The organism is Streptosporangium sp. NBC_01469 (assembly GCF_036227305.1).
Lineage (GTDB): Bacteria > Actinomycetota > Actinomycetes > Streptosporangiales > Streptosporangiaceae > Streptosporangium.
The window spans coordinates 9,651,495-9,677,958 of record NZ_CP109465.1; the positions used below are offsets into that span (position 1 = coordinate 9,651,495).

General features: G+C 70.0%; 24 protein-coding genes, 1 pseudogene and 1 riboswitch. Of the genes and pseudogenes, 12 read left to right on the forward strand and 13 right to left on the reverse strand.

Annotated features, from left to right (window positions below):
* Positions 1-67 precede the first annotated feature (67 nt).
* Positions 68-478, forward strand: coding sequence for a VOC family protein (locus OG587_RS42055; protein ID WP_329084427.1), 411 nt, complete (start codon positions 68-70; stop codon positions 476-478).
* Between the two features lie 133 nt (positions 479-611).
* On the opposite strand, the gene OG587_RS42060 is transcribed toward OG587_RS42055, so the two are convergent.
* A complete protein-coding gene (locus OG587_RS42060; protein ID WP_329084429.1) occupies positions 612-758 on the reverse strand; it encodes a hypothetical protein in 147 nt (48 codons plus the stop codon).
* A gap of 139 nt (positions 759-897) precedes the next feature.
* On the opposite strand from OG587_RS42060, the gene OG587_RS42065 reads away from it, so the two are divergent.
* Together OG587_RS42065 and OG587_RS42070 are read left to right on the forward strand one after the other, a co-directional pair.
* Positions 898-2,484, forward strand: coding sequence for a phytoene desaturase family protein (locus tag OG587_RS42065; RefSeq protein ID WP_329084430.1), 1,587 nt, complete (start codon positions 898-900; stop codon positions 2,482-2,484).
* A gap of 44 nt (positions 2,485-2,528) precedes the next feature.
* A complete protein-coding gene (locus tag OG587_RS42070; protein WP_329084431.1) occupies positions 2,529-4,202 on the forward strand; it encodes an ATP-binding SpoIIE family protein phosphatase in 1,674 nt (557 codons plus the stop codon).
* A gap of 145 nt (positions 4,203-4,347) precedes the next feature.
* On the opposite strand, the gene OG587_RS42075 is transcribed toward OG587_RS42070, so the two are convergent.
* Positions 4,348-5,892 (reverse strand): choice-of-anchor I family protein, encoded by a 1,545-nt coding sequence (locus OG587_RS42075; protein ID WP_329084432.1) that lies wholly within the window; start codon positions 5,890-5,892, stop codon positions 4,348-4,350.
* Between the two features lie 208 nt (positions 5,893-6,100).
* On the opposite strand from OG587_RS42075, the gene OG587_RS42080 reads away from it, so the two are divergent.
* The 5 genes from OG587_RS42080 (at position 6,101) to OG587_RS42100 (ending at position 10,899) form a co-directional block, all read left to right on the forward strand.
* Positions 6,101-6,682: a TIGR03086 family metal-binding protein gene (locus OG587_RS42080; protein WP_329084433.1), complete on the forward strand. Its 582-nt coding sequence runs from the start codon at positions 6,101-6,103 to the stop codon at positions 6,680-6,682.
* A gap of 470 nt (positions 6,683-7,152) precedes the next feature.
* Complete coding sequence (locus OG587_RS42085; RefSeq protein ID WP_329084434.1) at positions 7,153-7,749, forward strand: HD domain-containing protein; 597 nt, start codon at positions 7,153-7,155, stop codon at positions 7,747-7,749.
* Positions 7,750-7,835: 86 nt separating this feature from the next.
* Positions 7,836-8,636: a DeoR/GlpR family DNA-binding transcription regulator gene (locus OG587_RS42090; RefSeq protein ID WP_329084436.1), complete on the forward strand. Its 801-nt coding sequence runs from the start codon at positions 7,836-7,838 to the stop codon at positions 8,634-8,636.
* Positions 8,633-9,712, forward strand: a complete 1,080-nt coding sequence (gene galT, locus OG587_RS42095; protein ID WP_329084438.1) for a galactose-1-phosphate uridylyltransferase — start codon at positions 8,633-8,635, stop codon at positions 9,710-9,712. The genes OG587_RS42090 and galT overlap by 4 nt, the downstream gene beginning before the upstream one ends.
* A gap of 72 nt (positions 9,713-9,784) precedes the next feature.
* Positions 9,785-9,921, forward strand: a riboswitch (cyclic di-AMP (ydaO/yuaA leader).
* 3 nt (positions 9,922-9,924) lie between these two features.
* On the forward strand, positions 9,925-10,899 hold the full coding sequence (locus OG587_RS42100; RefSeq protein ID WP_329084439.1) for a coiled-coil domain-containing protein: 975 nt from the start codon (positions 9,925-9,927) through the stop codon (positions 10,897-10,899).
* Here the strand turns inward: OG587_RS42100 and OG587_RS42105 are convergent.
* The 6 genes from OG587_RS42105 to OG587_RS42130 form a co-directional block, all read right to left on the reverse strand.
* Complete coding sequence (locus tag OG587_RS42105; protein ID WP_329084440.1) at positions 10,896-11,246, reverse strand: hypothetical protein; 351 nt, start codon at positions 11,244-11,246, stop codon at positions 10,896-10,898. The genes OG587_RS42100 and OG587_RS42105 overlap by 4 nt on opposite strands.
* 142 nt (positions 11,247-11,388) lie before the next feature.
* On the reverse strand, positions 11,389-11,808 hold the full coding sequence (locus OG587_RS42110; RefSeq protein ID WP_329084441.1) for a hypothetical protein: 420 nt from the start codon (positions 11,806-11,808) through the stop codon (positions 11,389-11,391).
* Between the two features lie 207 nt (positions 11,809-12,015).
* Complete coding sequence (locus OG587_RS42115; RefSeq protein ID WP_329084442.1) at positions 12,016-12,555, reverse strand: hypothetical protein; 540 nt, start codon at positions 12,553-12,555, stop codon at positions 12,016-12,018.
* A 298-nt stretch (positions 12,556-12,853) separates the two neighbouring features.
* Complete coding sequence (locus tag OG587_RS42120) at positions 12,854-13,192, reverse strand: hypothetical protein (protein ID WP_329084443.1); 339 nt, start codon at positions 13,190-13,192, stop codon at positions 12,854-12,856.
* Between the two features lie 161 nt (positions 13,193-13,353).
* Positions 13,354-13,752, reverse strand: coding sequence for a hypothetical protein (locus OG587_RS42125; RefSeq protein ID WP_329084444.1), 399 nt, complete (start codon positions 13,750-13,752; stop codon positions 13,354-13,356).
* Positions 13,753-14,134: 382 nt separating this feature from the next.
* Positions 14,135-14,575: a hypothetical protein gene (locus OG587_RS42130; protein WP_329084445.1), complete on the reverse strand. Its 441-nt coding sequence runs from the start codon at positions 14,573-14,575 to the stop codon at positions 14,135-14,137.
* A 425-nt stretch (positions 14,576-15,000) separates the two neighbouring features.
* Here OG587_RS42130 and OG587_RS42135 point away from each other — a divergent pair, with 425 nt between their 5' ends.
* The 3 genes from OG587_RS42135 to prfH all read left to right on the forward strand — a co-directional run bounded on the left by OG587_RS42135 (position 15,001) and on the right by prfH (position 20,956).
* Positions 15,001-18,729, forward strand: a complete 3,729-nt coding sequence (locus OG587_RS42135; protein ID WP_329094176.1) for an nSTAND1 domain-containing NTPase — start codon at positions 15,001-15,003, stop codon at positions 18,727-18,729.
* 377 nt (positions 18,730-19,106) lie between these two features.
* Positions 19,107-20,297: an RNA ligase RtcB family protein gene (locus OG587_RS42140; RefSeq protein ID WP_329084446.1), complete on the forward strand. Its 1,191-nt coding sequence runs from the start codon at positions 19,107-19,109 to the stop codon at positions 20,295-20,297.
* A complete protein-coding gene (gene prfH / locus OG587_RS42145) occupies positions 20,294-20,956 on the forward strand; it encodes a peptide chain release factor H (RefSeq protein ID WP_329084447.1) in 663 nt (220 codons plus the stop codon). The genes OG587_RS42140 and prfH overlap by 4 nt, the downstream gene beginning before the upstream one ends.
* Positions 20,957-21,039: 83 nt before the next feature.
* Here the strand turns inward: prfH and OG587_RS42150 are convergent, their stop codons facing one another.
* The 5 genes from OG587_RS42150 to OG587_RS42170 are packed head-to-tail and all read right to left on the reverse strand — an operon-like array spanning position 21,040 to position 25,810.
* Positions 21,040-22,095 carry a VWA domain-containing protein gene (locus tag OG587_RS42150; protein WP_329084448.1) on the reverse strand — a complete coding sequence of 352 codons (1,056 nt, stop codon included), beginning with the start codon at positions 22,093-22,095 and terminating at the stop codon, positions 21,040-21,042.
* Positions 22,096-23,046, reverse strand: coding sequence for a VWA domain-containing protein (locus OG587_RS42155; protein WP_329084449.1), 951 nt, complete (start codon positions 23,044-23,046; stop codon positions 22,096-22,098).
* A gap of 52 nt (positions 23,047-23,098) precedes the next feature.
* A complete protein-coding gene (locus OG587_RS42160) occupies positions 23,099-23,983 on the reverse strand; it encodes a DUF58 domain-containing protein (protein WP_329084450.1) in 885 nt (294 codons plus the stop codon).
* Positions 23,984-23,989: 6 nt separating this feature from the next.
* Entirely contained in the window at positions 23,990-24,979 is a 990-nt protein-coding gene (locus tag OG587_RS42165; protein WP_329084451.1) for an AAA family ATPase, read from the reverse strand.
* Between the two features lie 27 nt (positions 24,980-25,006).
* Positions 25,007-25,810, reverse strand: coding sequence for a S1C family serine protease (locus OG587_RS42170; protein WP_329084452.1), 804 nt, complete (start codon positions 25,808-25,810; stop codon positions 25,007-25,009).
* Between the two features lie 188 nt (positions 25,811-25,998).
* On the opposite strand from OG587_RS42170, the pseudogene OG587_RS42175 reads away from it, so the two are divergent.
* A pseudogene (locus tag OG587_RS42175) lies at positions 25,999-26,181 on the forward strand (transposase family protein); the annotation flags it as partial.
* Positions 26,182-26,464: the final 283 nt, after the last annotated feature.

A 26,464-nucleotide genomic window follows, 5' to 3' on the forward strand; every position in this document is an offset into this window, starting at 1 on the left:
CCGTACTGTCCCCGATTGGTCAGTTTTGGATAAGTTTTCGGCCGATCCTCCCGGTAGCGTCATTCGCATGTTCAACGCCATCACGCACTCACAGATCTATGTTCTCGACCAGGACGAGGCCCTGGACTTCTACGTCGGCAAGCTCGGCCTGGAGGTCGGCGCCGACATCGACCTGGGCGTCATGCGCTGGCTCACCGTCAGCGTCCCCGGCCACCCCGAGCGTCAGGTCCTGCTGGAGAAGCCGGGCGGTCCGACGATGTCCGAGGAGACGGCTCGGCAGGTCCGCGAGCTGGTGACCAAGGGCGCGACGGGTGGTCAGCTCATCTTCACCACGGACGACTGCCACAAGACGTACGAAACGCTGCTGGGCCTGGGCGTCGAGTTCACCGAGGAACCCACCGACCGCCCGTACGGCATCGACTGCGGCCTCCGCGACCCCTTCGGCAACCACATCCGCTTCACCCAGCCGAAGGCTTAGGAGTCCGACGGGGGTTCACCGGGTTCCCTGGGAGACCCGGCCCCATGAACGACGCCCTCCGGCGGAAGGGACCTCCCCCTGTCGTCAGAGGCATCCGGTGACGACTGACCCGCAGGCATGGGGCGCCCGCGGATCAGTCGTCACCCGTGATGAACGTGCCGACGGTGTCGGCGTCGGCCTTGACGACGTGGATCTCCCGGGGCCCGGCGCCGGGGCCCTGGACCCGGATCTCGTCCTGCTGACGTAAAGGCGGGCGGCCGGCTCCCAGAGCGGCCGGCACGAATGCTTCGCCCTCTAAGTGATACCAAGTCCTACTCCGTCTGGAAATATCGGGGAATCTCTGTTAAACACGAGGTTCGCATATAGATCATTCTTTACAATCCTCCATACCAGCAGTCAGAGTGCCCCCTGGAGGGAAAGTGTCGGAGTTCGACGGCGTCATCGTGGGCGGGGGCCATAACGGCCTCACGTGTGCCGCTTACCTCGCGAAGGCGGGGTTGTCGGTCGCGGTCGTCGAGCGCAACGATGTCGCGGGCGGTGGTTGCAGCACCCAGGAACTCACGCTCCCCGGGTTCCGGCACAACACCCACAGCAGCTACCACTTCCTGGAGGAGGGCCCGGTCCCCGCCGACCTGGAGCTCCAGCGGTACGGCCTGCGCTACGTCTACCCCGAGACCCAGCACGCCACGGTCTTCAGGGACGGCCGGGCGATCACGGTCTACACCGATCCCAAGCGCACCGCCGAGTCCTTCGCCCGGTTCTCCAAGGCCGACGCCGCGCGCTGGCTGGAGCTGTACGAGCGCTACGCCGAGGCGGCCAGGGGTCTGATGAACGGCTTCCTGTACTCCAGGCCGCTGCCGCCGCCGGTGCTCGCCGAGCGGATCAAGGGCGACCTCGGCCGCGACATGATGAGCTACATGCCGCTCTCGCTCTACGAGGCCGTCGACAGGAACTTCGAGAGCGACCAGGTCAGGGTGCTGTTCAAGTCCTTCCTGCACGCGATCTCCATCGAGAACGTCCCCGGCACCGGCGGCTTCTTCCCCCGGCTGCTGTCGCGCATCGCCAGGCTCGGGGTGCCCGTGGGCGGCGCGGGCAACGTCGCGAGCGCGCTGCGCGCCGTCATCGAGGAGCACGGCGGCACCGTGGTGACCGGCGCCCACGTCGAGCGGATCCTGGTCGACGACGGGCGGGCCACCGGGGTGCGGCTCGCCGGCGGCGACGTGCTCACCGCCCGCCGGTTCGTGGCCAGCGCGGTGGACGCCCCGCAGACCGTACGCCTGGCGGGCCCGGAGAACTTCGGCGCGGAGATCGCGGCCAAGGTCGAGGACTACAAGTGGGCCGGGCACAGTCTCGTCACCCTCCACCTGGCGCTCGACGAGGCGCCGCGCTACCGGGCCGCCGAGTTCGAGCCCGACGTGGACCGGGCTTTCCTCGTGGTGCTCGGCGCCGACGACAGCGAGCAGCTCGGCCGCACCTTCGACCAGATCCACCGGGGACAGCTGCCCGACCGGCTGGCCGGCAACGGCGCGTGCCCCTCGCTGTTCGACCCCTCGTACGCGCCGGACGGCAAGCACGTGGCGTTCTGGTGGCCGTGGGCCCCGTACGACCTCGGCGGCGACCCGGCCAACTGGGACCTGCGGCGCGAGGAGGTCGGGGAGCGGCTGCTCGCCGAGTGGGCCGAGTACGCCCCCAACCTCGCGGGAGGCGCCGTCCTGGGCAAACGGGTCTTCTCACCGCTCGACATCGAGCGGCACTGCGTCAACATGGTGCGCGGCAGTCACCACGTGGGGGCCTACGAGCCGTCCCAGCTGGGCGGCAACCGGCCGGTCCCCGAGATGGGCCAGTACCGTACCCCCGTCGACGGCCTCTACCTCTGCGGCGCCAGCAGTCACCCGGGCGGCTCGGTCTCCGCGGCCCCCGGATACAACGGCGCCAACGCCATCGCAGAAGACCTCGAACTGGAAACCTGGTGGACGCCGGTTCCCGCACCCCGGTGGAGCGAGTGAAGTCCCGTTTTGTCACCAAGGATCCAGCGACGCCAGGGTTCAGGATGGGCAGTCCCGCATCCATGCACGAGCAGCTGTCCCTGCTCAACGCCGCCAGCAAGCGCATCGGCAGCACGCTGGACATGTTCGAGACCGGCAGGGAGCTGATGGACGTCGCCGTGCCGCGCTTCGCGGACGCGGCGGGCATCCTCGTACAGGACCGGCTGGTGACCGAGGGGGAGTTCCCCCAGGAGACCACCGACGGCTCGGCGCTGGTGCGGCGGATCGCGGTCGGCGTGGCCGACCCCTCCCCCGGCGAGTACGCCAAGGCGTTCCCCGTGGACGAGGTGGCCGTCTACGAGGCCTGGACCCCCTACGCCCGGTGCATGGCCACCGGCAACCCGATCCTCTACCCCCGGCTGGGGCGCAGGACCGCCGAGGAGATCGGGCGGTTCTGGAAGCGCGACTCGGTGTCGAAGGTGCTGGAGGACAGCTCCTTCCTGGTGGTGCCGCTGAAGGCGCGCGGCCGGGTGCTGGGCTTCGTCATCTTCACCCGCAGGCCGACCAGCCAGCCCTTCGACGAGCAGGACGTCAACCTGGCCGAGGAGCTCGCGGCCAGGACCGGGGTCTGCCTCGACAACGCGCGGCTCTACAACCGCGAGCGCCGCACCGCGCTGACCCTGCAGAGCAGCCTGCTGCCCGTCGACCTCTCCCAGCCGCTGGGGCTGACGATCGCCTCCCGCTACCTGCCGGCCAGCGACCTGGTCGGGGTGGGCGGCGACTGGTACGACGTGATCCCGCTGCCCGGCTGCCGGGTCGCCCTCGTCGTCGGCGACGTGATGGGGCACGGCATCAGGGCGGCCGCCACCATGGGCCAGCTCCGCACGGCCGCGCGCACGCTGGCCAGCCTGGACCTGAGCCCGGCCGACGTGCTGTTCCGGCTCAACCTGATGAGCCAGGACCTGGACGCCAGCCAGATCGCCACCTGTGTGTACGCCACCTACGACCCCGTCACGCGGCGGTGCGAGATGGCCTGCGCGGGGCACGTGCCGCCGATCCTGGTGCGGCCCAACGGCGAGACCGAGCTGCTGGAGCTGCCGCCGGGGCTCCCTTTGGGCATCGGCAACGAGCCGGCCGAGATGCGGGAGTTCACCCTTCCCGGCGGGACCGTGCTCGCCTTCTACACCGACGGCCTGGTGGAGAGCCGCAACCGGGACATCGAGGAGGGCATCAACGCACTGCGCGGCCTGCTGGCCGGCCCCGACCACGATCTGGAGGAGGTCTGCGACCTCACGATCAGGGCCCAGCGGCCGGGGCACGAGCGTGACGACATCGCCCTGCTGCTGGCCAGGGTGTCCGAGCTGACGGAGAACGAGTTCGTCGAGACGTCGCTGCCCTCCGACCGCCGTTCGGCCTCCCAGGCCCGCCGTTTCGTCCGGGCCACGCTCGACGACTGGGAGCTGGCCTCGCTCTGCGACAACACCGAGCTCATGGTCAGCGAGCTGGTCGCCAACGCGGTCGAGCACGGTCAGGGCGAGGTCGAGCTGCGGCTGCTGCGCGGGCCCACGCTGGTCTGCGAGGTGTCCGACAGCTCCGCCTCCGAGCCGGTCATGCGGGAGGCGTCCAGCACCAGCGACACCGGCCGCGGCCTGCACCTCATCAACTGGCTCGCCCACCGCTGGGGATCCCGCCTCACCCCGAAGGGCAAGATCGTCTGGGTCGAGCAGAGGCTGCCCTAGCCTCGCGGCCCCGCCCGGTCACCCGTACGGGCTCCGGTGCCGCCTCCCGCGCCGCCGGAGCCCGTGACGACGACATGACGAGGCCCCACGCCGCGAGGATCGCGGCGTGGGGCCTCACGGTGCCGGAGCGGGGTCCGGCGAGTCCTCAGCGGATCTCGTAGACGGCGGTGGTGCCGCTGACCTCGTTGCCGACCACCAGGAGCGGGCGGTGGGTGGGGCTGTCCCCCGCGGGGACGAACAGCACGCCCTCGGGACCGACGTCCCCGGCCGTGCCGTCCTCGATCGAGCCGGTGAAGTCACGGGTGTTGACGTATCCGGCCAGGCGCGGCGCCCGCGGGTTCGCGAGGTCGTAGGCGACGATCCCGCCGACCCGCTCCAGCCCGGCGAAGGCGTAGGTCCGGCCGCGCACCTCGCCGACCGTGACCCCCTCGGGCTCGGGGCCCTTGTTGTCGCTACGGCTGTCGAAGGAGTCGTCCTCCTCGTTGTCGGCGTTGAAGGCGTCGGGCAGTTCCTTGGCGACGAGCCGCTCCAACTGGTCTCCGGAGTCCCAGACGAGCGCTCCCGAGGTGGACCTGATCGAGATCGAGCGGGCGCCGAACGCGTGCAGCTCGGTGTAGGCGCCACTCGCGTCCTTCGGAGAGTCGGCGGCCACGTTCAGCCGGCCGAGCTCGGTGTCCTTCTTGAGGTTCTCGGCGTCGGGCAGCGCGATGTTCGCCGACTTGACCCTGACCTCGTCGGCGTGGCAGCCCCACTCGCGCCCGTCGCCCTCGTTGGCGGTGACCAGGTAGGTCCGCCCGTGGTCGCGGAAGTGCGCGATCGCGTCGGGCTGGTACATGCCCTTCACCGGCCGGGGCCTGATGTCGATCTTCCCGTCCTTGTCCGAGGCGTCGAACCCGGTCTTCGACCAGTCCTTCAGCCCCAGCGGGACGACGTCGCGGACCGCAGCCCGGTCCAGGTCGACGATCGCGAGCGCGTTGTTCTCCTGGAGGGTCACGTAGGCGGTGTCGCCCTCGACGGTGACGTACTCCGGCTCCAGGTCCCGGGCGGCGGTGGCCCCGGGGCCGGTGATCCGCACTCCCCTGGCCCGCAGCCGCTCGGCGTCGAACCTGGCGAACCCCGCGGTCCGCACCGTCCAGCGGTTCAGGTCGACGACGCTCACCGAACCCTCGGGGTCGGCCACCTCTCCCTCGCAGTAGGAGGACGGCTCGCCCTCGTTGGCCACGACCACCCGCTTCCCGTCCGGGGTGAAGGTCACCATGTCGGGCAGCGCGCCCACGGTCACCTGCCTGAGCTTCTTCCCGCTCCGGGCGTCGAAGAAGGCGACGGTGCCCCGGTCGGTCTTGACCGCGGCCTGCTGGGCCACGGCGACCAGGCCGCGGCGCACCGCGACGCTGTTGGCGCCGGGGGTGGCCAGGGTGGCGACCTTGCGCGGCTTGCGCGGGTCGCGGATGTCGAGCACGTCGACGGTGCCGGCCTGCGCGTTCACCACGAAGACCCGGCGGGTCGAGGCGTCGTACGCGGTGATCTCCGAGGCGCCGGCGGCGACGGTACCGGTGGTGTAGCGGCCGAGGAAGGTCAGCTTGAGGCCCCCGTTGCCGGATTCGGCTGCGGCCGGGGCCACGGAGACGGGGAGAAGGAGCAGGCCGGTGACCGCCGCGGCGGCCGCCCGGGTGAAAGTCGTGGTGCGCATGAGGCGAATTTTCGCGAAATATCGTGACTTCCCCCTGACGTCGAGATGACCGCGGGATGAAGCCCCACGGTCGGGTGTACCCCGCACGAATTCCCCGGGGCACCTCCGGCATGCCGGTCATGTCCGTTGACGCGATGACTACTGGCTGTCGAGGGGTTACGGTCAAGATGAGAGCCGGGAGGAAACCCGGGAGGGCATCGGGAGGGGCATGATGACCATCGACATACCCGAGGCTTACCACCGTGCACTGGACGACTTCGGCGCTCTTGTCCACCGGATCGGCCCCGAGCAGTGGGAGAACCCGACGCCGTGCGTCGACTGGGACGTGCGCGCCCTCGTCAACCACGTGGTCGGCGAGAACCTGTGGGCTCCCGTGCTGCTGGCCGGCGGGACCTCCGCGGACGTCGGCGACGCCTTCGAGGGGGACCTGCTGGGCGACGACCCCATCAAGGCGTTCGACACCTCGGCCGTGCCCGCCATCCAGGCGGCGACGGGTGTCCATGCCCTCGATGCCCTCGGCCGCCTCGTCCACCTGCCGTTCGGCGACGTGCCCGGCCGGGAGTACGTCACCGAGCTGTTCGCCGACGCGCTCATCCACACCTGGGACCTGGCCCGTGCCATCGGCGCCGACGAGCGGCTCGATCCCGAGCTGGTCGAGGCCTGCGCCGCCTGGTTCAGCGACGCGGAGCCCGGCTACCGGCAGGCCGCGACCGTCGGGGGGTACCGGGAGACGCCCCCCGACACCGACGCGCAGACCCGGCTGCTGGCCTCCTGGGGCCGCCGCGCCTGACCGTCCGCTCTCCGGGCGCCCGCACGCGACCTCCGCGGGGAGACCGGGCCGCTAGCCGGCCGCGGGCCGCCGTCCGTGGTTGGCCCTGCGCTTCTTGCGGGCCCTGGCCTTGCGTGCTCGCCTGCCCATGCCGACCACCCCTTCGCCGAGGTTCTTCAGGGTTCCTCCGGGTCCGTACGGGACTCGATCTCACCCGCCCAGACCTTCACATTCCTCCCGGAACGCCCGTCGCACAAGGCCCGGACGACGATCCGTCCGGCTCCGGCGGAGCGTGTTTCCCGGCGTTTCCCCGGCACTGCCCCGACACTGCCCCGGCCTTGACGTTCCGCGCCCCGGCGGGCGGACGCACGGTCGACTCCCTGTCCGGCGACGGGCGTGTGATCGATTCTGCGCCCCGGCAGGGGGACGCGTGATCGTTTTCCCTCCCGCCCCCTCCGGCGCGGCGCCGGCCGGGTTCTAGGCTCCGTCACATGAGCGAGAAGCTGATGGCCCGCTGGCGATCCCTGGCCGGCCCCGGGGCCGACCCCCTCGGCCGCGAACTGATCACCCGGTACGACGAACCGCACCGCAGGTATCACACGACCGCCCACCTGGAGGCCGTGCTCACCCACATCGACGCCCTGGCCGATCACGCCGGGCGTCCGGACCTCGTACGGCTGGCGGCCTGGTTCCACGACGCCGTCTACGACCCGCGGCGCGGCGACAACGAGGAGCGGAGCGCGGGGCTGGCCGAGCGCGCGCTGCCGGAGCTGGGGTTGCCCGCGGAGGCCGTGGCGACGGTCGCCCGGCTGGTCAGGCTGACCGTCACGCACGACCCCGCGCCCGGCGACGCGGACGGGGCCGTGCTGTCCGACGCGGACCTGGCGATCCTGGGCGCGTCCCCCGAGGTCTACGCCGCCTACGCGGCGGCCGTGCGCGAGGAGTACGGCTTCGTCCCCGACGACGCGTTCAGGGCCGGGAGGGCCGCCGTGCTGCGCTCGCTGCTCGACCTTCCGGTGATCTTCCATGTCGCCGACCTGGAGGGGACGGCGAGAGCCAACATCACGGCGGAACTTGATCGGCTGTGAGCGGTTAGTCACCACGATCCAACAGTCTTCCGCCATCCTTGCCGTGGTAATTTGGTGGAATCTGGTGGATTAAGGGGAGTGGGGCAATGCTCGCCCAGCAGCGGCAACAGGCGATCCTGGAGAGGGTGCGCGGTAGCGGCGGGGTCAGGGTCGCCGATCTCGTCCGGGAGCTCGGCGTGTCCGACATGACGATCCGGCGCGACCTCGAGGTGCTCTCCGAGCGCGGCCTGGTGGAGAAGGTCCACGGCGGCGCCACCGCCGCCGGGCCCGGCGCGACCGAGGAACCGGGCTTCGCCGCCAAGTCGGCGCGCCGGCAGGCGGAGAAGGAGACGATCGCCCAGCACGCCGCCCGGCTCGTCCGGCCCGCCACGGCCATCGCGCTCTCCGCGGGGACCACGACCTGGACGCTCGCCCACCACCTGGTCGACGTGCCCGAGCTGACCGTGATCACCAACTCGATCCGGGTCGCCGACGTCTTCCACCGCTCCCCCAGGGCCGATCGCACGGTCGTGCTGACCGGCGGGGTCCGCACCCCCTCCGACGCCCTGGTCGGCCCGGTCGCGGTCTCGGCGATCCGCGGCCTTCACGTCGACACCCTCTTCCTCGGCGTGCACGGGATGAGCGCCCGCGCCGGGTTCACCACCCCCAACCTGCTCGAGGCCGAGACCAACCGCGAACTGGTCGCCTCCGCGCACCGCCTGGTGGTGCCCGCCGACCACACCAAGTGGGGCACGGTCGGCATCAGCACGATCGCGGAGCTGGCCGAGGCTCACATCGTGGTCACCGACTCCGGCCTGACCGAGGAGGCCCGGGAGGAGCTCGCCGCCTCGGTGGGCGAGCTGATCATCACGGAACCCCAGCGGGAGAGCGAGATCGCCGGCCGATGAAGCGTACGATCACCCACCTGGCCGACGGCCGGGAGCTCTTCTACTTCGACCGGCGCGACGACGCCGACCGCGGAGCGGCCGACCGGCGCGATCTGCCGCCCCGGCCCGCCGCCTCCGAGCTGCGCTACGACCCGCTCACCGAGGAGTGGATCGCGGTGGCCGGGCACCGCCAGGGCCGCACCTTCCTGCCCCCGGCCCGCGAGTGCCCGCTCTGCCCCTCCACCCCCGGCAACCTCACCGAGGTGCCCTCCTCGGGCTATGACGTGGTGGTCTTCGAGAACCGGTTCCCGTCGTTCTCCGCCCAGCCGGGCGACCACCGGGAGATCGGGGGGCTGAGCGAGGTCCGCCCGGGGGTCGGCAGGTGCGAGGTGGTCTGCTTCACCTCCGAGCACGACTCCTCGTTCTCCCGGCTCTCCCCCGAGCAGGTCGAGCTGGTGATGGAGGCCTGGGTCGACCGTACGGCAGAGCTGTCGGCGACGCCCGGCGTGGAGCAGGTGTTCTGCTTCGAGAACCGGGGGGCGGAGATCGGCATCACCCTGGCCCACCCGCACGGCCAGATCTACGCGTACCCCTACGTGACCCCGCGCACCAGGCTCACCCTCGGGGTGGCCGAGCGGCACCGGGAGCGGACCGGCGGCAACCTGTTCGCCGACGTCCTGGCCGCGGAGCGGGCGGCCGGGATCCGGGTGGTGGGCTCGAACGAGCACTGGACGGCCTTCGTCCCGGCCGCGGCGCGCTGGCCCGTGGAGGTCCACCTCTACCCGCACCGCGGGGTCCCCGACCTGGTCGCGCTGGACGCCGAGGAGCGCGCGGCGTTCGGCCCCCTCTACACCGACGTGCTCCGCCGCCTCGACGGACTGTTCGGCGTGCCCATGCCGTACATCGCCGCCTGGCACCAGGCACCGGTCTCCGTCGGCCGCGATCTGTCGTACGCGCACATGGAGCTGTTCAGCATCCGCCGCGCGCCGGACAGGCTGAAATACCTCGCCGGGTCGGAGTCGGCGATGGGCGCCTTCGTGAACGACGTGTCGCCCGAGGGCACAGCACATCTCCTGCGCTCTGTTATCACGAACTGATTACCGCTTGGTCTCGTCTTGAGGTCGCATGACCTGCTGTTTACCACTACTATCCTTCCCACATCAGCTTTAAACGCTGATTTGCCTAATCTCGGGCACCTTGCCCGGGAGCCGGGGAACCACCGCACCTGGGGTGAAACCACTTCGGTGGAAGGGCTTCCTCCAGCCCGAACCCGTCAGCTAACCCGGTAGGCGGAAGGAGAGGAGAGTTCGTGGCGGCCCCGTCCCCCACGTTCCGTCGGCATGCGGCTCTGGTCCTCTGCCTGAGCTCGATCGCCGCGTTCACCATCGGTGCCCCCACGGCGGGAATCGCGGAACCCAAGCCCACCGAGGCCAAGCTCCGCGCCGACCTGGCCAAGCTCGGCAAGAAGGTCGACAAGCTGATCGAGACCTACGCGGCCAAGCGCGAGTCCCTCAAGAAGGCGCAGAAGGCCGAGAGCGTCGCCAAGCAGAACCGGGAAAAGGCCGAACAGGTCTACGTCGAGGCCAAACGGCAGGTCGACTCCATCGTCCAGCTCCGCTACCAGAGCAGCGGCGGAGGGCTGCCCGCGCTGGTGTTCTCCGGCGACATGGGCGCCGCCGCGGTGATGGAGCAGCTCACCGCCCAGCAGAGCGCGCACCTGGAGGGCTTCGCCGGCAGCCTCGAACGCAGGAAGAAGGCGGCCGAGACGGCCGCCAGGCTCACCGACGAGATCGGTGAGGAGGCCAAGGAGGTGGAGGCCCAGCGCGAGGAGGCCGAAGACGTGATCCGCGACATGAAGGACAAGCTCGACCGGCTCGCCCCCACCGGTTCCGGCCGCCGCTCCGACGGCAGCTGGGCCCCGCAGCTCCCCACCGGCGCCGACAACATCACCGACCGTACCCGGATCATGCGCGACGCCGTCATGAGGCGCTTCAGCCTCCCGTACTCGGTCGGCTGCTACCGGTCCGCCAACGACGGCGGCGAGCACCCCCTGGGCCGCGCCTGCGACTTCATGATGAGCGCCGGCGGCACGATGCCCTCGGCCGCCAACACCGCACTGGGCGACGAGATCGCCGCCTGGGCCATCAAGAACAAGGCCAAACTCGGCGTGAAGTACGTGATCTGGCGCCAGCGCATCAACCACGGCTCCGGCTGGAGCTTCATGTCCAACCGCGGCGGCGTCACGGCCAACCACTTCGACCATCCGCACATCTCGATGTACTAGTTCTCGGGTACCCGCCTCTCTCGGGGCACATCCAGGGTCTGCGGCACGCCGAAGAGCAGCCGCGCCGTGTGCGGTGGGCCGTCCAGCGTGCGCCAGGGCGGCGTCAGCTCTGGCGGGTCGACGGTTTCGATGTGGGCGGCGAGCCGCGGCGCCACGCTCTCCGGAAGCGGGATGTCACGCAGCTTGCCCCCCCTTCGGGGAGCGAAGGCGCAGCTCGGCAAGCCGGTAGGTGGAGCGGCCGAGGTCTGCGCGGCCGGCCACTGCTCGTCGTACTCTCTGACAAAGATCTTTCCGGCGTCTATGCGCTCGTCGCGAGTACTCGCGACGAGCGCATAGACGCGGGGCATATGCCACTCCCGGAGGGGATGCCTGTGGCTCCGGTAACCGGCCAGGGCAACCGGGAACACACCAACCCTGTGCCATCTCAAACCATCGCATGCAGATTGAGCTGGGAGTCTTCCAGAACGGCTGTGCGGGACACCTAACGGATCAGTAAGGCCCGGGCCGACCCGCTCCGGAGTAGTGCTCCTGCACTCGGGTGTACTGCTTCACCCAGAACGTGTCTTTCTCGTCTTTCGAAGCACCTGGCCGGAGCAGCTTGAGTTCTGTCGCCAGGGCGTAGAAGCCGCCACCCGGGTCGGTCCCGCCCTTATGTGTAACGAGCGCCGAGATCATCAGCTTGGTTTCCGGATAGCTCCTCTCCACGATCAGCCCCAGGAGGTATCCGATACCGGCTCGCTCATCGGCCCGCCCGAAATCGAAGCCGGGAAGGCCGGTTCTCTGCATCAAAGCGTTGTTCAGGTCCTCGTACGACGTCCCGCTTGGACTTTGAGCACGCTCGACGAGAAACTCCAGCCCAGCTTCCGTAAGCTGATCCCATGTCTCTTCGTCACGACTGTACTTGTACATTGAATCGCCTCCATCCGGGGATGGTAGCAATGAATCCGGAAGATCGGACGGCACATGGCCGGATCTCCAAGGGTCCTCGAAATCCCTGCTTCGTTTGATCCGGCAGAATCGCTTCTACTCGATTCATGGCCCCTCGCCGACCGGTTACGCTGGTAGCGCTAATCCGAAAACCGTACAGTCCCATTCCTGGCTGTGCTGTGACCGGTGTCAGCCGGCGTCGCAGTAGCGGTTGCTCAGCGGGACGTTGTCGAACTTGATGGTCTTCCAGGCGAGCCCAGGCGTGCCCATGTAGGCGCCCCTCACCTTGACCACCACGCAACCGCCGCGGTTGTAGGCGGCTCTCACGTTGTTGCCGGCACTCCAGTAGTGGTAGCCGACCGCGATGACGCAGGCGGCCTTGGCGCCCACGTGTGGCACGAGCCTGCACAGGCGGGAGGCGGCGGTCTTCGCGCTCCATCCGTAGATGTCGAAGTTCCGCTTGATCGTGCGTGTGGTGGCCCTGCTGAAGTACCAGGAACACGTGGTGATGCCACAATTCCTCCGCACCCGGCTCACGGCCTGAAGGGCGTCCGCAGGCATGCTCGCCGGCATGAGGTCGCCGATGGCCTTCGTGGACGGGGTGGCGAGAAGGTGAACTGCCGTAGTGGGGGCGGCGTTCGCCCGGGGGGCGATCGCGAGTGTGCCCGCCCCCGTCGCGCCGGCGAGCGCCACCGTCGCGGTGAAAGCACGGAGGCGAGGGGAAGTCATGCGCATTGTTCTCCCTTTCCGGTTACGGCCTCGGCGGGAAACCTCTGGCCGGTGATCTGCTCGTGCCCTTCGCGGGACGGGCATGCGGTTTTTCTCGTAAGCCGAGATGGGATGGGGAAAGCGTCCGGCCGGACATTTCCAAGGGCATTTCACGGTGCTTTCCGACTCGTGTCGGCCGGTGAAACCAGATCTACCAAGCCGATGCTTCATTCCTTTTTGAATAGCAAGATCAGACGTACTGTCAGGGCCCGGCGGGTTGTTGACGGGCGGTGAGGCACGCGCCCGGCAGGAGCCGCTTTCAGCAGGTGACGGTCTTTTCGTACTTGGCGAACGCGGCTTGGGGAACGAAGGCCCAGAATTTGTTCTGGTTTTTCTTCATGGTGAAACACCAGCTGTCCTTGCCCCGCTTGACGAGCACCTTCACCCTCACCGTCTTGCCGCACTTGTTCGTCAGCCTGACTCCCTGACGGATGATCAATTGGCGCTTGACGCAGGACGGAGCGGTGCCGGCCGACGCGGACGCCACCACCGCACCGGCGGCCGTCGCAGGTGCCGCGCCGGCCGCGCCCGCGGGTGCCAGGGTGAGGGTCGCCGAAGCGACGACGACGGCGGTGGAGATCTTCAGCGTGCTGAGCATGGGGACTGTCTCCTGGTGTCGGCTCTCTACGGGAACGGTGTTCGAAACGTGGGACGACGATCCGCGGGCGCGGTCACGGGGGTCCCGTGCCGTCTCGGCGGACGGCACGGGGAAACGGTTCGCCGCGCGGATCCGGGAACCGTCAAGCCTGGGGAGCTTGGTCAGCACCGGAGCGAGAGGAGGCAGTAGAAGTACCTCTTGTGGTTCCAGAGCAGGGCCCTGAAGACCTTGGGGAGCGCGTCGAACGCCGCGGAGTAGCGGGCCCATCCCTCTCGCGCCGCCTTCTCCAGCTTCGACCACACCCACACGCCGCCAGCCTTCATCACGGCGTGGCAGGCCAGCCGCTGCTTCCAGCCTTTCACCCGGCCGCATGAGAACTTCGCCGCCACGGTTGCCGAAGTGACCGCCCCTGCCGTGGGAACGGGGTTCTCCGATGCCGTCTGCACAACCATGGTGTGCGCGGAGCGCGCCACGGGGGCCGCATGGGCCGTCACCGGTGCGCCGAGGCTCACAGCGGTGGCGGTCAGTATGACCGCCACCGCCATCTTGGGGAATCGCATCTGTCGTTCTCCTTTTCTCTCTCGGGTCTGCTTGAGGAAGGGGAAGTGCCACACCCCGGCCACCGGTGAAACACCGGTCCGGAGTCACGCGCCGGCCCGATATGTCACCGGACGGGACGTAGAAACCGTCCCGCTCTGGGCTGTACCGGCCGCGTATCCCCCGATCCGATGTGCATCGCCGTCAGCGCGGCGCCGGCGAGGCATCGATTCCGGGTCTTCGTCAGCAATTTCTCTCTGGACTCGTAAATGAGACACGAGTCTGGTGAGTGATCCGATGCGCGAACGTCTCGCGAGGCGTTTTCGAAACCCTCCGTCGAGATGTCCGGACGGGATGCCGCGGGATCGTGCGGTGGCCGGTTGGCGCACGTGTCAGCGCGATATGTCACCGGCACTTGATGTCGGTGATTCGAACCCTCTGCCCATTGCGCACCCTGTGCCAGCCCGGTCCGAAGCTGCGGATCCAGGCCACCTTGACCTTGCACCCTGGGCCGACCCAGTATCCGTCGACGTCTTTGACTCCGACATCGGAGCCGTCTTGTCCTGGCCTGAGCGAAAACTGAGTGCTGCGATGGTTTCGGCTCCCCCAGTCGTCCGTGATCAACAGGCTGTACCGGTTGTCACGGTTGTAGACGTAGCCGCATGCCGGCCTGAGGCAATTCCTGTCGGCGGCGGTAAGGCCGCCACTTTCGTCGTTCCGCACTGTCGAGTGGTTCTGCACCGTCGATGGGCTTGCGATGCCGGTGGCCTGCGCCGGCGCCGTGGACGCGATCACTCCCAGAAGAGCGAAGGTCGCGCAGATCCAGGGTCGGCTTGCTCTGTTCACGTTCTCCTCCTCGCCGCGTAGCCGTAGGGCCCGATGCCACGGGCTCGACACGCAGTCAATTTCCCGCCGGTTTTCGGCCGATCAGGTTTGCCGTTTTAGTCCCGCCCTCTTTTGTGGGCTTCGGTGTTTCTCGTTCCTCTGCGACCAGCCGGCCGCCGTCGCGATATATGTCTACTGTTCAAACGTTGTTCAGGGTCGGTGGCTGGATCCTGAACAACAACTGGTGAACAATCCGGTGTCTCAGCAACTGTCGACTTCGCGAGACAGCACGCCCGGACCTTTGACTCCCCCACGCGGCGAGCGACCGGCGAGAGAAATTCGGCAGCGATTCCTTGTTGAGGAATATCAACGAGTGGCGGTGACGAAACGGGGTGGGGCCGGTGCCCAGACCAGAAAGACCGGTGGGGCCAGGTGACGTCGTGGTGGTGGAATTCGCGACCGACCTGCGGCGATTACGGGAGAAGGCGGGTTCTCCGACGTATCGGGATCTGGTGCGAAAGGCGCACTACTCTGCGGCAGCGCTCTCCGAGGCCGCCGGCGGGCGGAAACTTCCCAGTCTTGCGGTGACCTTGGCCTACGTGCGGGCGTGTGGCGGGGATGCGGTCGAGTGGGAGCGGCGGTGGCATGAGGTCGCCGCGGAGCTGGCCCATGCGGATACGCCCCCGGCCGGGGCGGAGACGGAGGCCCCGAGTCAGGACCGGTCGCCTTACGTCGGTCTCGCCGCGTTCGAACTCGATGACGCCGAGCGGTTCTTCGGTCGCGAACGGCTGGTCGACGAGTTGCTCACACGGGTGTCCCAGCGGCGGTTCCTCGCGGTATTCGGTCCCTCCGGTGCGGGGAAGTCCTCGGTGTTGCGAGCCGGCCTGGTCGCGAAGATTCGATCGAATGGGCTTGGGACCGGGCAGGAATGGCCGACGGTCCTGTTCACCCCCGGACCGCATCCGCTGGAGGAGTGTGCGATCCAGCTCGCCGCCATGACGGAGCAGACGGCGGGGCGGGTGCATGCCGATCTGGTGGCTGATCCGCGCAATCTTCATCTCGGCATCCGCCAGATTCTGGCCGACCGGCACCCTCATGGTGAGCTGGTGCTGGTGGTCGACCAGTTCGAGGAGGTCTTCACCCTCTGTCAGGACGAACAGGAAAGGGCCCGGTTCATCACGGCGTTGGTGACGGCCGCTCAGGCCCCGAACAGTTGGACCCGGGTGGTGCTCGGAGTACGAGCGGATTTCTACACGCACTGTTCGGATCACCCCGACCTGGTCGCCGCGTTGAGCGACGCCCAGGTTCTGGTCGGGCCCATGAGCGCCGATGAGCTGCGCCGGGCGATCACACAGCCCGCGATTCGCGCGAACTGCACCGTGGAAGGCGCACTGCTGGCGGAGATCGTGACCGGCGCCGCCGGCCAGTCGGGTGCGTTGCCGCTGGTCTCCCACGCCTTGCTCGAGACATGGCGGCGCCGACGGGGAAATACCCTCACCCTGGCCGGATATCAATCATCGGGTGGGATCCGTGGCGCGTTGGCGCAGACGGCCGAGAACCTCTACACCGCCCTCACACAAGAGCAGCGCCACCAGGCGCGAGACCTGTTCCTGCGCCTGACCGCGCTGGGTGAGGGTACCGAGGACACCAAACGCCGTATCGGTCGAACCGAACTGGACCTCGACCACCCCGGCCTCGGTGCCGTGCTGGACAAGCTGGCCAAGGCCCGGCTCATCACGGTGGGCGACGAGACCGTGGAGATCGCGCACGAGGCGCTGATCGGAGCCTGGCCTCGCTTGCACACGTGGCTCACCACCGACCGCGAAGACCTGCGGACGCATCGCCAACTCACCGAGGCCACGCACACCTGGGAGTCGCTGGAGCACGACCCCGGGGCGTTGTATCGAGGGGCACGTCTGGCGCTGGCCCGCGAATGGGCGACCCGAGACAGTCACCGCGACAGGCTCAACTCCGCCGAGCGCACCTTCCTGGACACCAGCGTCGCCGCCGAGATGGCCGAGCAGCAGGCCACGGCACGCCGCCATCGACACCTGCGATATCTGACCGCCGGTCTGACGATCTTGCTGCTCGTCACCAGCACCGTCGGGGCGATCTCGGTCCGGCAGAGTCAGGAGGCGGCGCAGGCGGGCCGGGTCGCGCTCTCCCGTCAACTCGCGGCTCAGGCTCTCGCGCTGATCGACTCCCGGCCCGGCACCGCCATGTTGCTGAGCGTGGAAGCCTTCCGCGTCGCGCCCACGGCCGAATCTCGCAGCGCCTTGCTCAGCATGTCCGCGCGCCGGGCGTACCAGACCGAACTCACCGGTCACACCGACGCGATCGCCGAGATCGCCTTCAGTCCGGACGAGCGCACCATGGCCACCGCGAGCAAAGACAAGACCGTGATGCTGTGGGATGCTCGACGTCGTACCCATCTGGCCACCCTGACCGGCCACGCGACCTGGCTGAGAGCGGTGACTTTCAGCCCGGACGGGAGCACCCTGGCCACCGGAGGGGACGACCAGAACCTCGTGCTCTGGGATATGGCACGGCGCACGCGCCTGGCCACCCTCACCGGCCACACCGGGCCGATCAAAGACATCGCCTTCAGCCCGGACAGGCGCACCCTCGCCTCCGCCGGCGCGGACCAGACCGCCATCCTCTGGGATATGGCACGGCGCACGCGCCTGGCCACCCTCACCGGCCACACCGGCTTCGTGCAAACAGTGGCGTACAGCCCCGACGGGCGTACCGTCGCCACCGGCAGTGCCGACCACACGATAAAACTGTGGGATCCAGCCACCGGTAAACGGCTGGCCACCCTCTCGGGCCACACCCAGTCAGTAGACGACCTGGCCTTCAGCCCCGACGGTCGCACCCTCGCGTCCACCGGCGGCGACCAGACCGTCGTCCTCTGGGATATGGCACGGCGCACGCGCCTGGCCACCCTCACCGGCCACACGGGAGAGACCAGGACGGTCGCGTTCACCCCCGATGGACGAACCCTGGCCTCCGCCGGCCATGACCGGACAGTCGTCCTTTGGGACGTGGCACGGCGCACGCGCCTGGCCACCCTCACCGGCCACACCGACAGCGTCTACACGGTGGCGTTCCATCCGCGCTCACCCATGCTCGCCTCCGCGGGCGAGGACGGGAGAGTCATCTTCTGGGACCCCACGCGCCTGCCCCTCAGCGGCCACTCCTGGGTCAACGACGTCGCCTTCAGCGACGACAGGCGCACTCTCGCCACGGCCGGTTCGGATGGGACGATCACGGTGTGGGACACCGAACAGCGCACTCGGCTCGCCACACTCAACGGCCGGGCCGGGCCCGTCAACGCCGTGGCTTTCAGCCCCGATGGCCGCACCCTGGTATCCGCCACCGGCACGCCCCAGCACCGTTCGCGTACCCCTGACTACGCCCTCACCATCTGGAACACCACGGGCCGCGCATCACCGGTCAAGCTGACCGGGCACACCGATTCCATCCGCGATGTCGCCTTCAGCCCGGACGGACGCATCCTGGCCACCGCCGGCAACGATCGAACGGTGATCCTGTGGGACGTCGTTCGTCGGACCCGCCTGGCCACCCTCACGCACCCCGCCGCGCTCAACAGCGTCGCGTTCAGCCCGGACGGACGCATCCTGGCCGTCAATGGTCATGGTCACACCCTGGCGTTGTGGGACGTGGCACACCGCACCCGCCTGAGCTCCCTCACCCACGGCCGGATCCTTTCGGCGGTCAGGTTCAGCCCGGACGGCCGAACCATCGCATCCGCCGACCAGGATCAGTCCGTGATCCTCTGGGACGTCGTTCGTCGGACCCGCCTGGCCACGCTCATCCACGACGCGGGACCGGTGGACACCCTGGCGTTCAGCCCGGACGGTCGCGTCCTGGCCACCGCGGGAAGTAGTCGAACGATCACGCTCTGGGATCCGGCCACCGGTGAACGACTCGCCACCTTGGCCGGCCACACGGGATCCATCAGAGCCGTCGCGTTCAGCCCGGACGGCGACCTCGCCTCCGCCGGTGAGGACCAGACGGTGATCCTGTGGAACATCGACGCGCGGCGAACGGCGGCACACATCTGCGCCGCTCTTGCCCGCGACCTCGGCCAAGATGAGTGGAAGCAATTCCTGCCGGATGTCCCCTACCGCAAGACGTGCGGTACGACCTGAATTCCCTTCCTTCGCGCTCGGCGTCAGCGTGAACCGCAGCACCGATGCTTCGGTCTCGCGGTCCAGGCCTGCCGGACATCGTGACGACGCGCCCCCGCGAGTCACCCGAATGGATCCGGAAGCACTCGTCTCGGCATGAGAGCGCACGCATCCGCCGTGGTCTCCACCGTCTCGACCGCAGCGACGCACACGTCATGAGACGGCGGTGAGTGCAGGCATACAAGCCCGTACGGCCGAAAACCGTTTGCCTCGGGTGGCGGGCTCGGGGAACGTGGTGTCCATGACGCTCTGACGGACAGCACCCCGCCACCCCGAGATGCCACGGCGCCGACGCGCCCCGTAACGCTGTCAGCCCACACCCTTTTAAGCGAGCCTCTTTGTCTCAGCGACACTCCCCGCAGGACTCCCCGCCGTCGTCCACCGCGGCCACGGGTTCGGCCACGGTCACCGTGTTCGCCTCCTCCGCGAGCTGGATCGAGTCCGACGCCCTCGCGCAGTGCCACCAGGTGGCCGCCCTCGACGGCATGACGCACGTCGCCGCCATGCCGGACCTGCACCCCGGCAAGGGTGCCCCCATCGGGGCCGCCATGGCGTCGACCGTGCTGTACCCGTTCCTGGTGGGCTCGGACATCGGTTGCGGCATCGCCGTGTTCCCCATGAAGCTCAAGCGCGCCGTACCCGAGAAGCTCGCCGCCCGGTTCCCCGACCTCGATCGCGCGCTGGATCCGGAGCAGGACGCCGACGACCCGGCCTGGGCCGTCGTGAAGGGCGACATCCCCGCCGGTCACGTCGAGGGTCTCGGGACGGTCGGCCGGGGCAATCACTTCGTCGAGCTGGCGCGGATCGGGACCGTCTTCGAGCCGGGCCACGCGAGCCGTCTCGGACTCGCCGACGGCGACCTGGTTCTCATCGTCCACAGCGGTTCCCGGGGGCTGGGCGAACGGATCCTGCGGGCACACACCGCGGTCCACGGCGCGGGCCCCGCCCCTGATCCCGGCGCCTACCTGGCGATGCACGACGACGCCGTACGCTGGGGATCACTCAACCGGCGGCTGATGGCCGCCCGGGTCGCCCATGCCCTGGGGGCCGAGCCCGCCGAGCCGCTCGTCGACCAGTGCCACAACCTGGTCGAGATCCGCGACGGGGTCTACCTGCACCGCAAGGGGGCGGCGCCGGGTGATGGCCGCGACGTGCTCATCGCCGGTACGCGAGGCACCCCTTCCTACCTCGTGGCCGCCCACGCCGGACCGGACGCCAACCATTCCGTCGCGCACGGCGCGGGCCGCAAGATGTCGCGTGCGGACGCCCTGCGCCGGGGCCGGGCCAAGCACACGGTCGAGGAATTGCGCCGCACGCCGGTGGGGTCACTGGTGGTGTGCGGAGACCGCCAGCTGCTCTTCGAGGAGGCGCCGACGGCCTACAAGCGCATCGAGCAGGTGATCGCCGACCTCGTCGACCACGACCTGGCCACGCCCGTGGCCACCACGGTCCCTCTGGTCACCTACAAGACGTCCGACCTCGGATCCACGCCCCAGCGGGACCAGCGCCGCAAGCGAGGCCGGCGGTGAGCGTCCACCTTCTCCTGTCGGCCGGGCGTGGCCCGCAGGAGTGCGCCTGGGCGCTGGCCCGGCTGCTGCGCCGCCTGGAGGCCGACGCCACCCGGCAGAACCTGGAGACCCATCGGGCCGAGACCGTTCCCGGCGACCGGCCCGGCACCTACCGGTCGGTCCTGGTCCGGATCTCGGGAGCAGGCGCCGAGGCGTTCGCCGCCTCGTGGACCGGAACCCTGTGCTGGCAGGCCCCCAGCCCGTACCGGGCCGGCACAGGCCGGAAGAACTGGTACGTCATCGCCCGGCCGTGTCAGGTCGACATCCCGCGCACGACGTTCGCGGAGGCGGATGTCGACGTCGTCGCCTGCCGCACCGGCGGCCCCGGCGGTCAACATCGGAACAAGGCCAGCACGGCGGTACGGGCGACCCACCGGCCCTCGGGGATCGTCGTCGTGGTCGACACCGAGCGGCAGTTCAGCCTCAACCGCCGCATCGCCATGCGGTTGCTGCGGCAGCGTATCGAGGACGGCGACGAGGAGGCGGGGCGCGCCGTCACCACCGCCCGCCGACGCATCCACGACGAGCTCGTACGCGGTGACCCCACCCGTGTCGAACGTCCGGAAATGCCGGAGCAGGACCTGGCCTCGCAGGAGCGGACGCGCCGACGACCGCGGTAGTCCACCCGACCACGCCCCGCCGCGGGAGGAGAGGCGCACCCGCGAACCGGCGGGACCGCTGAGGCGTCGCGGCCACGGGTGCGTCAGCGGGCCGGGGTCCGGGGGCGGTTCCACCAGAGGGAGAGGGACAGGGCCGCGGCGATGAGGACGGCGCCGCCGGCGGCGAAGGCGGCGGCTGTGTCGACCCGTTGGTGGATGACGGTGAAGCTGCCGGGGAGGGCGTCGAGGGCGCTTTGGAGCTGGCCGGCGTTCTCGGCGCGGTGGTAGGAGCCGCCGGTGGTCTGGGCTATCCGTTTGAGTGCGGGCTCGTCGATGGTGCGGGGGCTGCGGCCCCTGTCGAATCCGCCGCGGCCGCCACCGCCGCCCCAGCCGCCGAATCCGCGGCCGTCGAACTGTGAGTTGTCGCAGACCATCGGGGCCGGGTTCGTGGTGCCGAAGCCGATGGGGAAGACGCGGACGCGGCGCAGGGCCGCCTCCTGGGCGGCGAGCTGCGGGTCGACGCCCTGGGTGTTGGCGCCGTCGGTGAGCACGACGATCGCGGCCCCGGCGTAGCCCGACCCGCCGCCGCCGGGGTCCGCCCCGGTGGAGGCGACCGACGGGTCGACCTCCGCGATCGCGTCGATCGAGGTGAGCATCGCCTGCCCGATCGCGGTGCCGCGGGACACGGTGAGGCCGTCCAGCGCCTCGATCAGCGAGTCGGTGTCGTCGGTGGGTGGGACGAGCAGGCCCGCGGTGCCCGCGAAGGTGACCAGGCCGATGCGCGGCCCGCCCCGCTGCGACTCGATGAACTCGGCGGCGGCTTTCCTCGCGGCGGTGATGCGGTTGGGTTCGACGTCCGTGGAGCACATGGAGCCGGAGGTGTCGAGCGCGAGCAGGATCGTCACCGACGTCTGCGGCACCGGGACCGACGCCTGTGGCCGCGCGGCCCCGACCGCGAGCAGCGCGAGTCCGGCCATGAACAGTGCCGCGGGAATCTTCCGCGTCCAGCGCGTACGGCCGGGCAGGGCGCTGCGTACGAGCGCGATCGAGGTGACGCGCACGGCGGCCCGCCGGCGGCGGCGCCGCGCCCACTCGCGGATGACGAGGATCAGCGGGATGACCAGGATGGACAGCAGTGCCCACGGCCATGAGAACACCATTCAGATCACCCGTCCGGACCGGAGCACGGTGAGCGCCGCACCTGCGGTGAGCAGCGCGAGGGCGAGCCCGATCAGCCCGCCGGCGAGGGGCAGCGGCTCGTCGGAGACGGTGAGCCGCAGGTCGATCGTGTCGGCGATCCCGTCGAGCCGCGCGGTGTCGGAGGCGGGGTGGTAGGCGCCGCCGGTGGTCTGCGCGATCACGGTGAGGGTGTCCTCCTCGAGCGAGGTCTGCAGATGGTAGCCGTCGACCTTCACCGTCGCCCCGGCCGTGGTGCCGACGCCGACGGTGTGGATGTGGACACCCGCCCCCTGGGCCACGGTGGCGGCCCGTTCGACGTCCGCGCCCTGGTTCTGGCCGTCGGAGAACATCACGATCGTCGCGGACGGCCAGTAGCCGATGTCGGGCGCGGTGCCGTCGCGGCCGACGGCCACCCGCTTGCCGGTGATCGCCGACAGGGAGCCCGTGATGGCCGTCCCCAGCGAGGTGCCGCCGGTGACCTTCAACCGGTCGATGGCCTTGAGCGCGACCGAGTGGTCGGCGTCGGGCCGGGCGGTGGTGAGTGCCCCCCGCTCGAACGCGACGACTCCGATGTCGACGCTGTCGGGCTGCGCCGCCACGAACGCGCGGGCCGCCCGCTGCGCGGCCGCCAGCCGGGTGGGCGCGACGTCGTCGGCACCCATGCTGTTGGAGACGTCGATGGCGAGGATGACGGTGCCCGCGGTCCGCGGGACCGGCACCATGGCCGTCGGTCCGGCGGTGGCGATCGCGAGTACCCCGACACCGGCGATCGTCAGGCCGATTCCGAGGTACGCCCGGCGGCCACCCGGCACGGCGACCCCGGCCGCGGTGAGGGCGGCCGTCCGGCGGCGCGCCGAGACGACGGCCGCCCAGGCGAGTGCCGCCGTGACGAGCAGCCCGACGGCCAGTGGCAACAGGGAGGACAGGGTCACGAGGCCTCCTTCCCCGGCCTCATGTGTCCGTTGACGACCTCGGCGGGCTCGGTCATGGCGACCGGTCCCCGGTTCGGGCGACGACCTCGACGAGCGCCTCGGCCAGATCGCGGTCGGTGTCGATGCGGTGGACGGGCACCCCGGCCCGGCGCATGCCCGCCTCGAGCTTGGCGTCGCGGGCGTCGACGGCGGCGCGGAAGCGGACCCGCAACAGCGGGTCGGCGGAGTCGACGACGAGCTGCTCGCCGGTCTCGGCGTCCTCGACCACGATCAGCCCGGCTTCGGGCAGCACGTCGTCGGCCGTGTCCACGATCCGCAGGGCGACCACCTCGTGCCGCCGGGCCAGGCGCTGGAGCGAGCGCTCCCAGTCGCCGTCGCCGATGAAGTCCGACAGCACGACGACGAGCGCGCGGCGGCGCGCGAGCCGTCCGGCCGCGTCGAGCATCTCCGCCAGGTCGGTGGTGGTGCCGCCGCGCGCCCCAGAGGTGCGTTCCAGCTCGGCGCCGATCCGCAGCGCGTGCCGCCGGGAGGTGCCGGGCGGCACGACGCGCAGCGTCCCGGTGTCGAACAGCAGGGCGCCGACGCGGTTGCCGCCCCGGCCGAACAGCCGGGCGAGGACGAGCGCGAGTTCGGCGAGTACGTCGTGCTTGCCGCGCCCCGGCCGGCCGGCCGCCATCGACGCCGACCGGTCGAGGACGAGCCACACCGTCAGCTCGCGGTCCTCGGTGAACACCCGCAGGTGCGGCTCGTCCAGCCGTGCGGTCACGTTCCAGTCGATGTGCCGGGCGTCGTCGCCGTCGCCGTAGGCGCGTAACCCGGTGAAGTCGATCCCGGAGCCGCGGTGCGCGGTGCGATGGGCGCCCTGGAGCCGGCCGTCGAGCCTGCGGACGACCTTCCACTCCAGGCGGAGCATGAGCCTGTCGGGGGCGGTGGCCATGACAGCTCAGCGGTTCTGCAGGACGACGTCGGGCGCCCGGACGGCCCCGAGCACCCTGGTGATGATCGTGTCGGCGTCGACGTCGTCCGCGAGGGCCTCGTAGGACAGCACGAGGCGGTGGCGCAGCACGTCGAGCGCGAGCTCGGACAGGTCGTGCGGCAGGACGTAGTTGCGACCGCGCAGGAACGCCAGCGCCCGGGCGCCCGTGACGAGCGCGATGGACGCCCGCGGGCTCGCCCCGTAGGTGACATACCGTTCCAGCTCGCCGAGCCCGGCCGTCGCGGGGGAACGCGTCACCGAGACCAGCCGTACCGCGTAGTCGACGATCGCCGGATCGACGTACACCTGCTGAGCGCGGGCCCGCATCGCGATCAGGTCCTCGGCCGTCACCATCGGCCGCGGCGGCTCGGGCGGACGCAGCGCTCGTCCGACGATCGCCTGCTCTTCGGCCTGCGTCGGATAGTCGACGACCACCTTCATCATGAAACGGTCGACCTGCGCCTCGGGCAGCGGGTAGGTACCCTCCGACTCGATCGGGTTCTCCGTCGCCATGACCAGGAACGGCTCGGGCACCCGGAACGTCTCACGGCCGATCGTCACCTGATGTTCCTGCATCACCTCCAGCAGGGCGCTCTGCACCTTGGCGGGGGCGCGGTTGATCTCGTCGGCCAGCAGCAGGTTCGCGAACACCGGGCCAAGCTCGGTTCTGAACTCCCCGGAGTGCTGGTGGTAGACCCGCGTGCCCACGAGGTCGGCCGGCACCAGGTCGGGGGTGAACTGGACGCGCTGGAAACTCCCGGCGATCGTGGCGGCCAGCGACCTCACCGCGAGCGTCTTGGCCAGGCCCGGCACGCCCTCGACGAGCAGGTGGCCGTCGGCGATCAACGCGACGGCCATGCGCTCCAGCAGGACGTCCTGCCCGACGATCGTGCGTTTGACCTCGAACAGCACATGTTCGAGCGGATGGGCCGACTCGGAGGACTTGGTCGAGGTCATATGGTGTTCCTTCTCGTGACGCTTCGGTCAGATCTGGGGCCCGTCGCCCGGCGGCCCGTCGCCTTCGCCACCGCCCAGGGCCGCGCCGATCGGCACCGCGAACGCGATGCCGGCGAACGCCTCGTCGCCTCCCGGGTCGGCGATCGAGACGACGATCCCGATGACCAGGCCGCGAGCGTCCAGGAGGGGACCGCCGGAGCTGCCCGGGTTCGCGGAGGCGTCGAACTGGATGAGCCCGTTCAGGTCGCCGTCCTTGGCGGTCCGGTTCAGGCCCGACACGACGCCGGTGGAGACGCTGTAGGTCAGGCCCAGCGGATTGCCGATCGCCACGACGGGCGCGCCCACGGTCGCGGCGCCGCCGAGCGTCGCCGGGACGACGATCTCCGGCAGCTTCGCGGGCGTGAGGGTCGCGACGTCGAGCTTGGGATTCGACGACGCGACGACGGCCTTCGTCCTGGTGCCGTCGGCGAACGTCACGGTGACGTCCTCGGCGCCTTTGTTCGAGGTGTCTTCGACGACGTGGTGCGCCGTCAGGATCGTCCCGTCCTCGGCCGCGATCACCCCGGTCCCGAGCGATTTCCCCGCCTGGATGACCACCACCGACGGCCCGACCCTCTTGAAGACGTCGGGCACCGTGAGCGTCGCACTCGGCGTCGGCGTCGCGCTCGGCCTGGGCGCGGCCTCCTCGCCGTTCCCGCCGCCGCCCCCCAGCCAGTACGCGAGCAGCGCCACGGCGACAAGCGCGCCGCCCCCGGCGACGAACCGCCGGGCAGGCCCGGTCGCGACTCCCCGAGCCTCGACCGCATCGGCCTCCTGCGGCACGCGCTCCATTTTCCCATACTCATAAATTTCAGTTGAAAATGCTACAAACTTCGCCTGAGAACTCCCTGGGAACCGGTCCCCGCAGCCCCGCGCGCGGCACGGAGCCGTTGAGTGCCGACCGGCCGGTGACGTCGAGCGGCGGCTATGCCGCCGCATGGTCGACGGTCTTGTCCACCAACGCTCTCAGGTTGGTCGCCTGCCCAGGTTGCGGGGCCGAGACGGCGCGCGTGCACGGCTATCACGAGCGGAGCGTGGCCGATGTCCCCATCGACGCCCTCCGTGTTCTGGTGGTGGCGCGGATTCGCCGCCTGGTCTGCCCGGCATACGGCTGCCACCAGACCTTCCGCGAACAGCTCCCCGGCGCGCTGGAACGCCACCAACCTTGACCAGGACCGCGATGCCGTCCGCGCGGCCCTGACCCCGCCGTACCACAACGGCGGCACCGAAGGCGTGAACACTTCGGCCTCGCCGCGCTCATGGGGTCAGCAGCCTCACCGCCGCCCAGGTCGCGGCTTCGGACGGGAACAGCGGGCCTCGCCGTGGGGGAGCCGGAGCAGGCGGGACAGCGTGGGGCAGTAGGTGGGCGGTGCCGGTGTCCCAGTACACCCATTCGACGGCGCCGCCCTTGGACCGGACGGGGGCGCGCCGGTGCTCCAGGCCGAG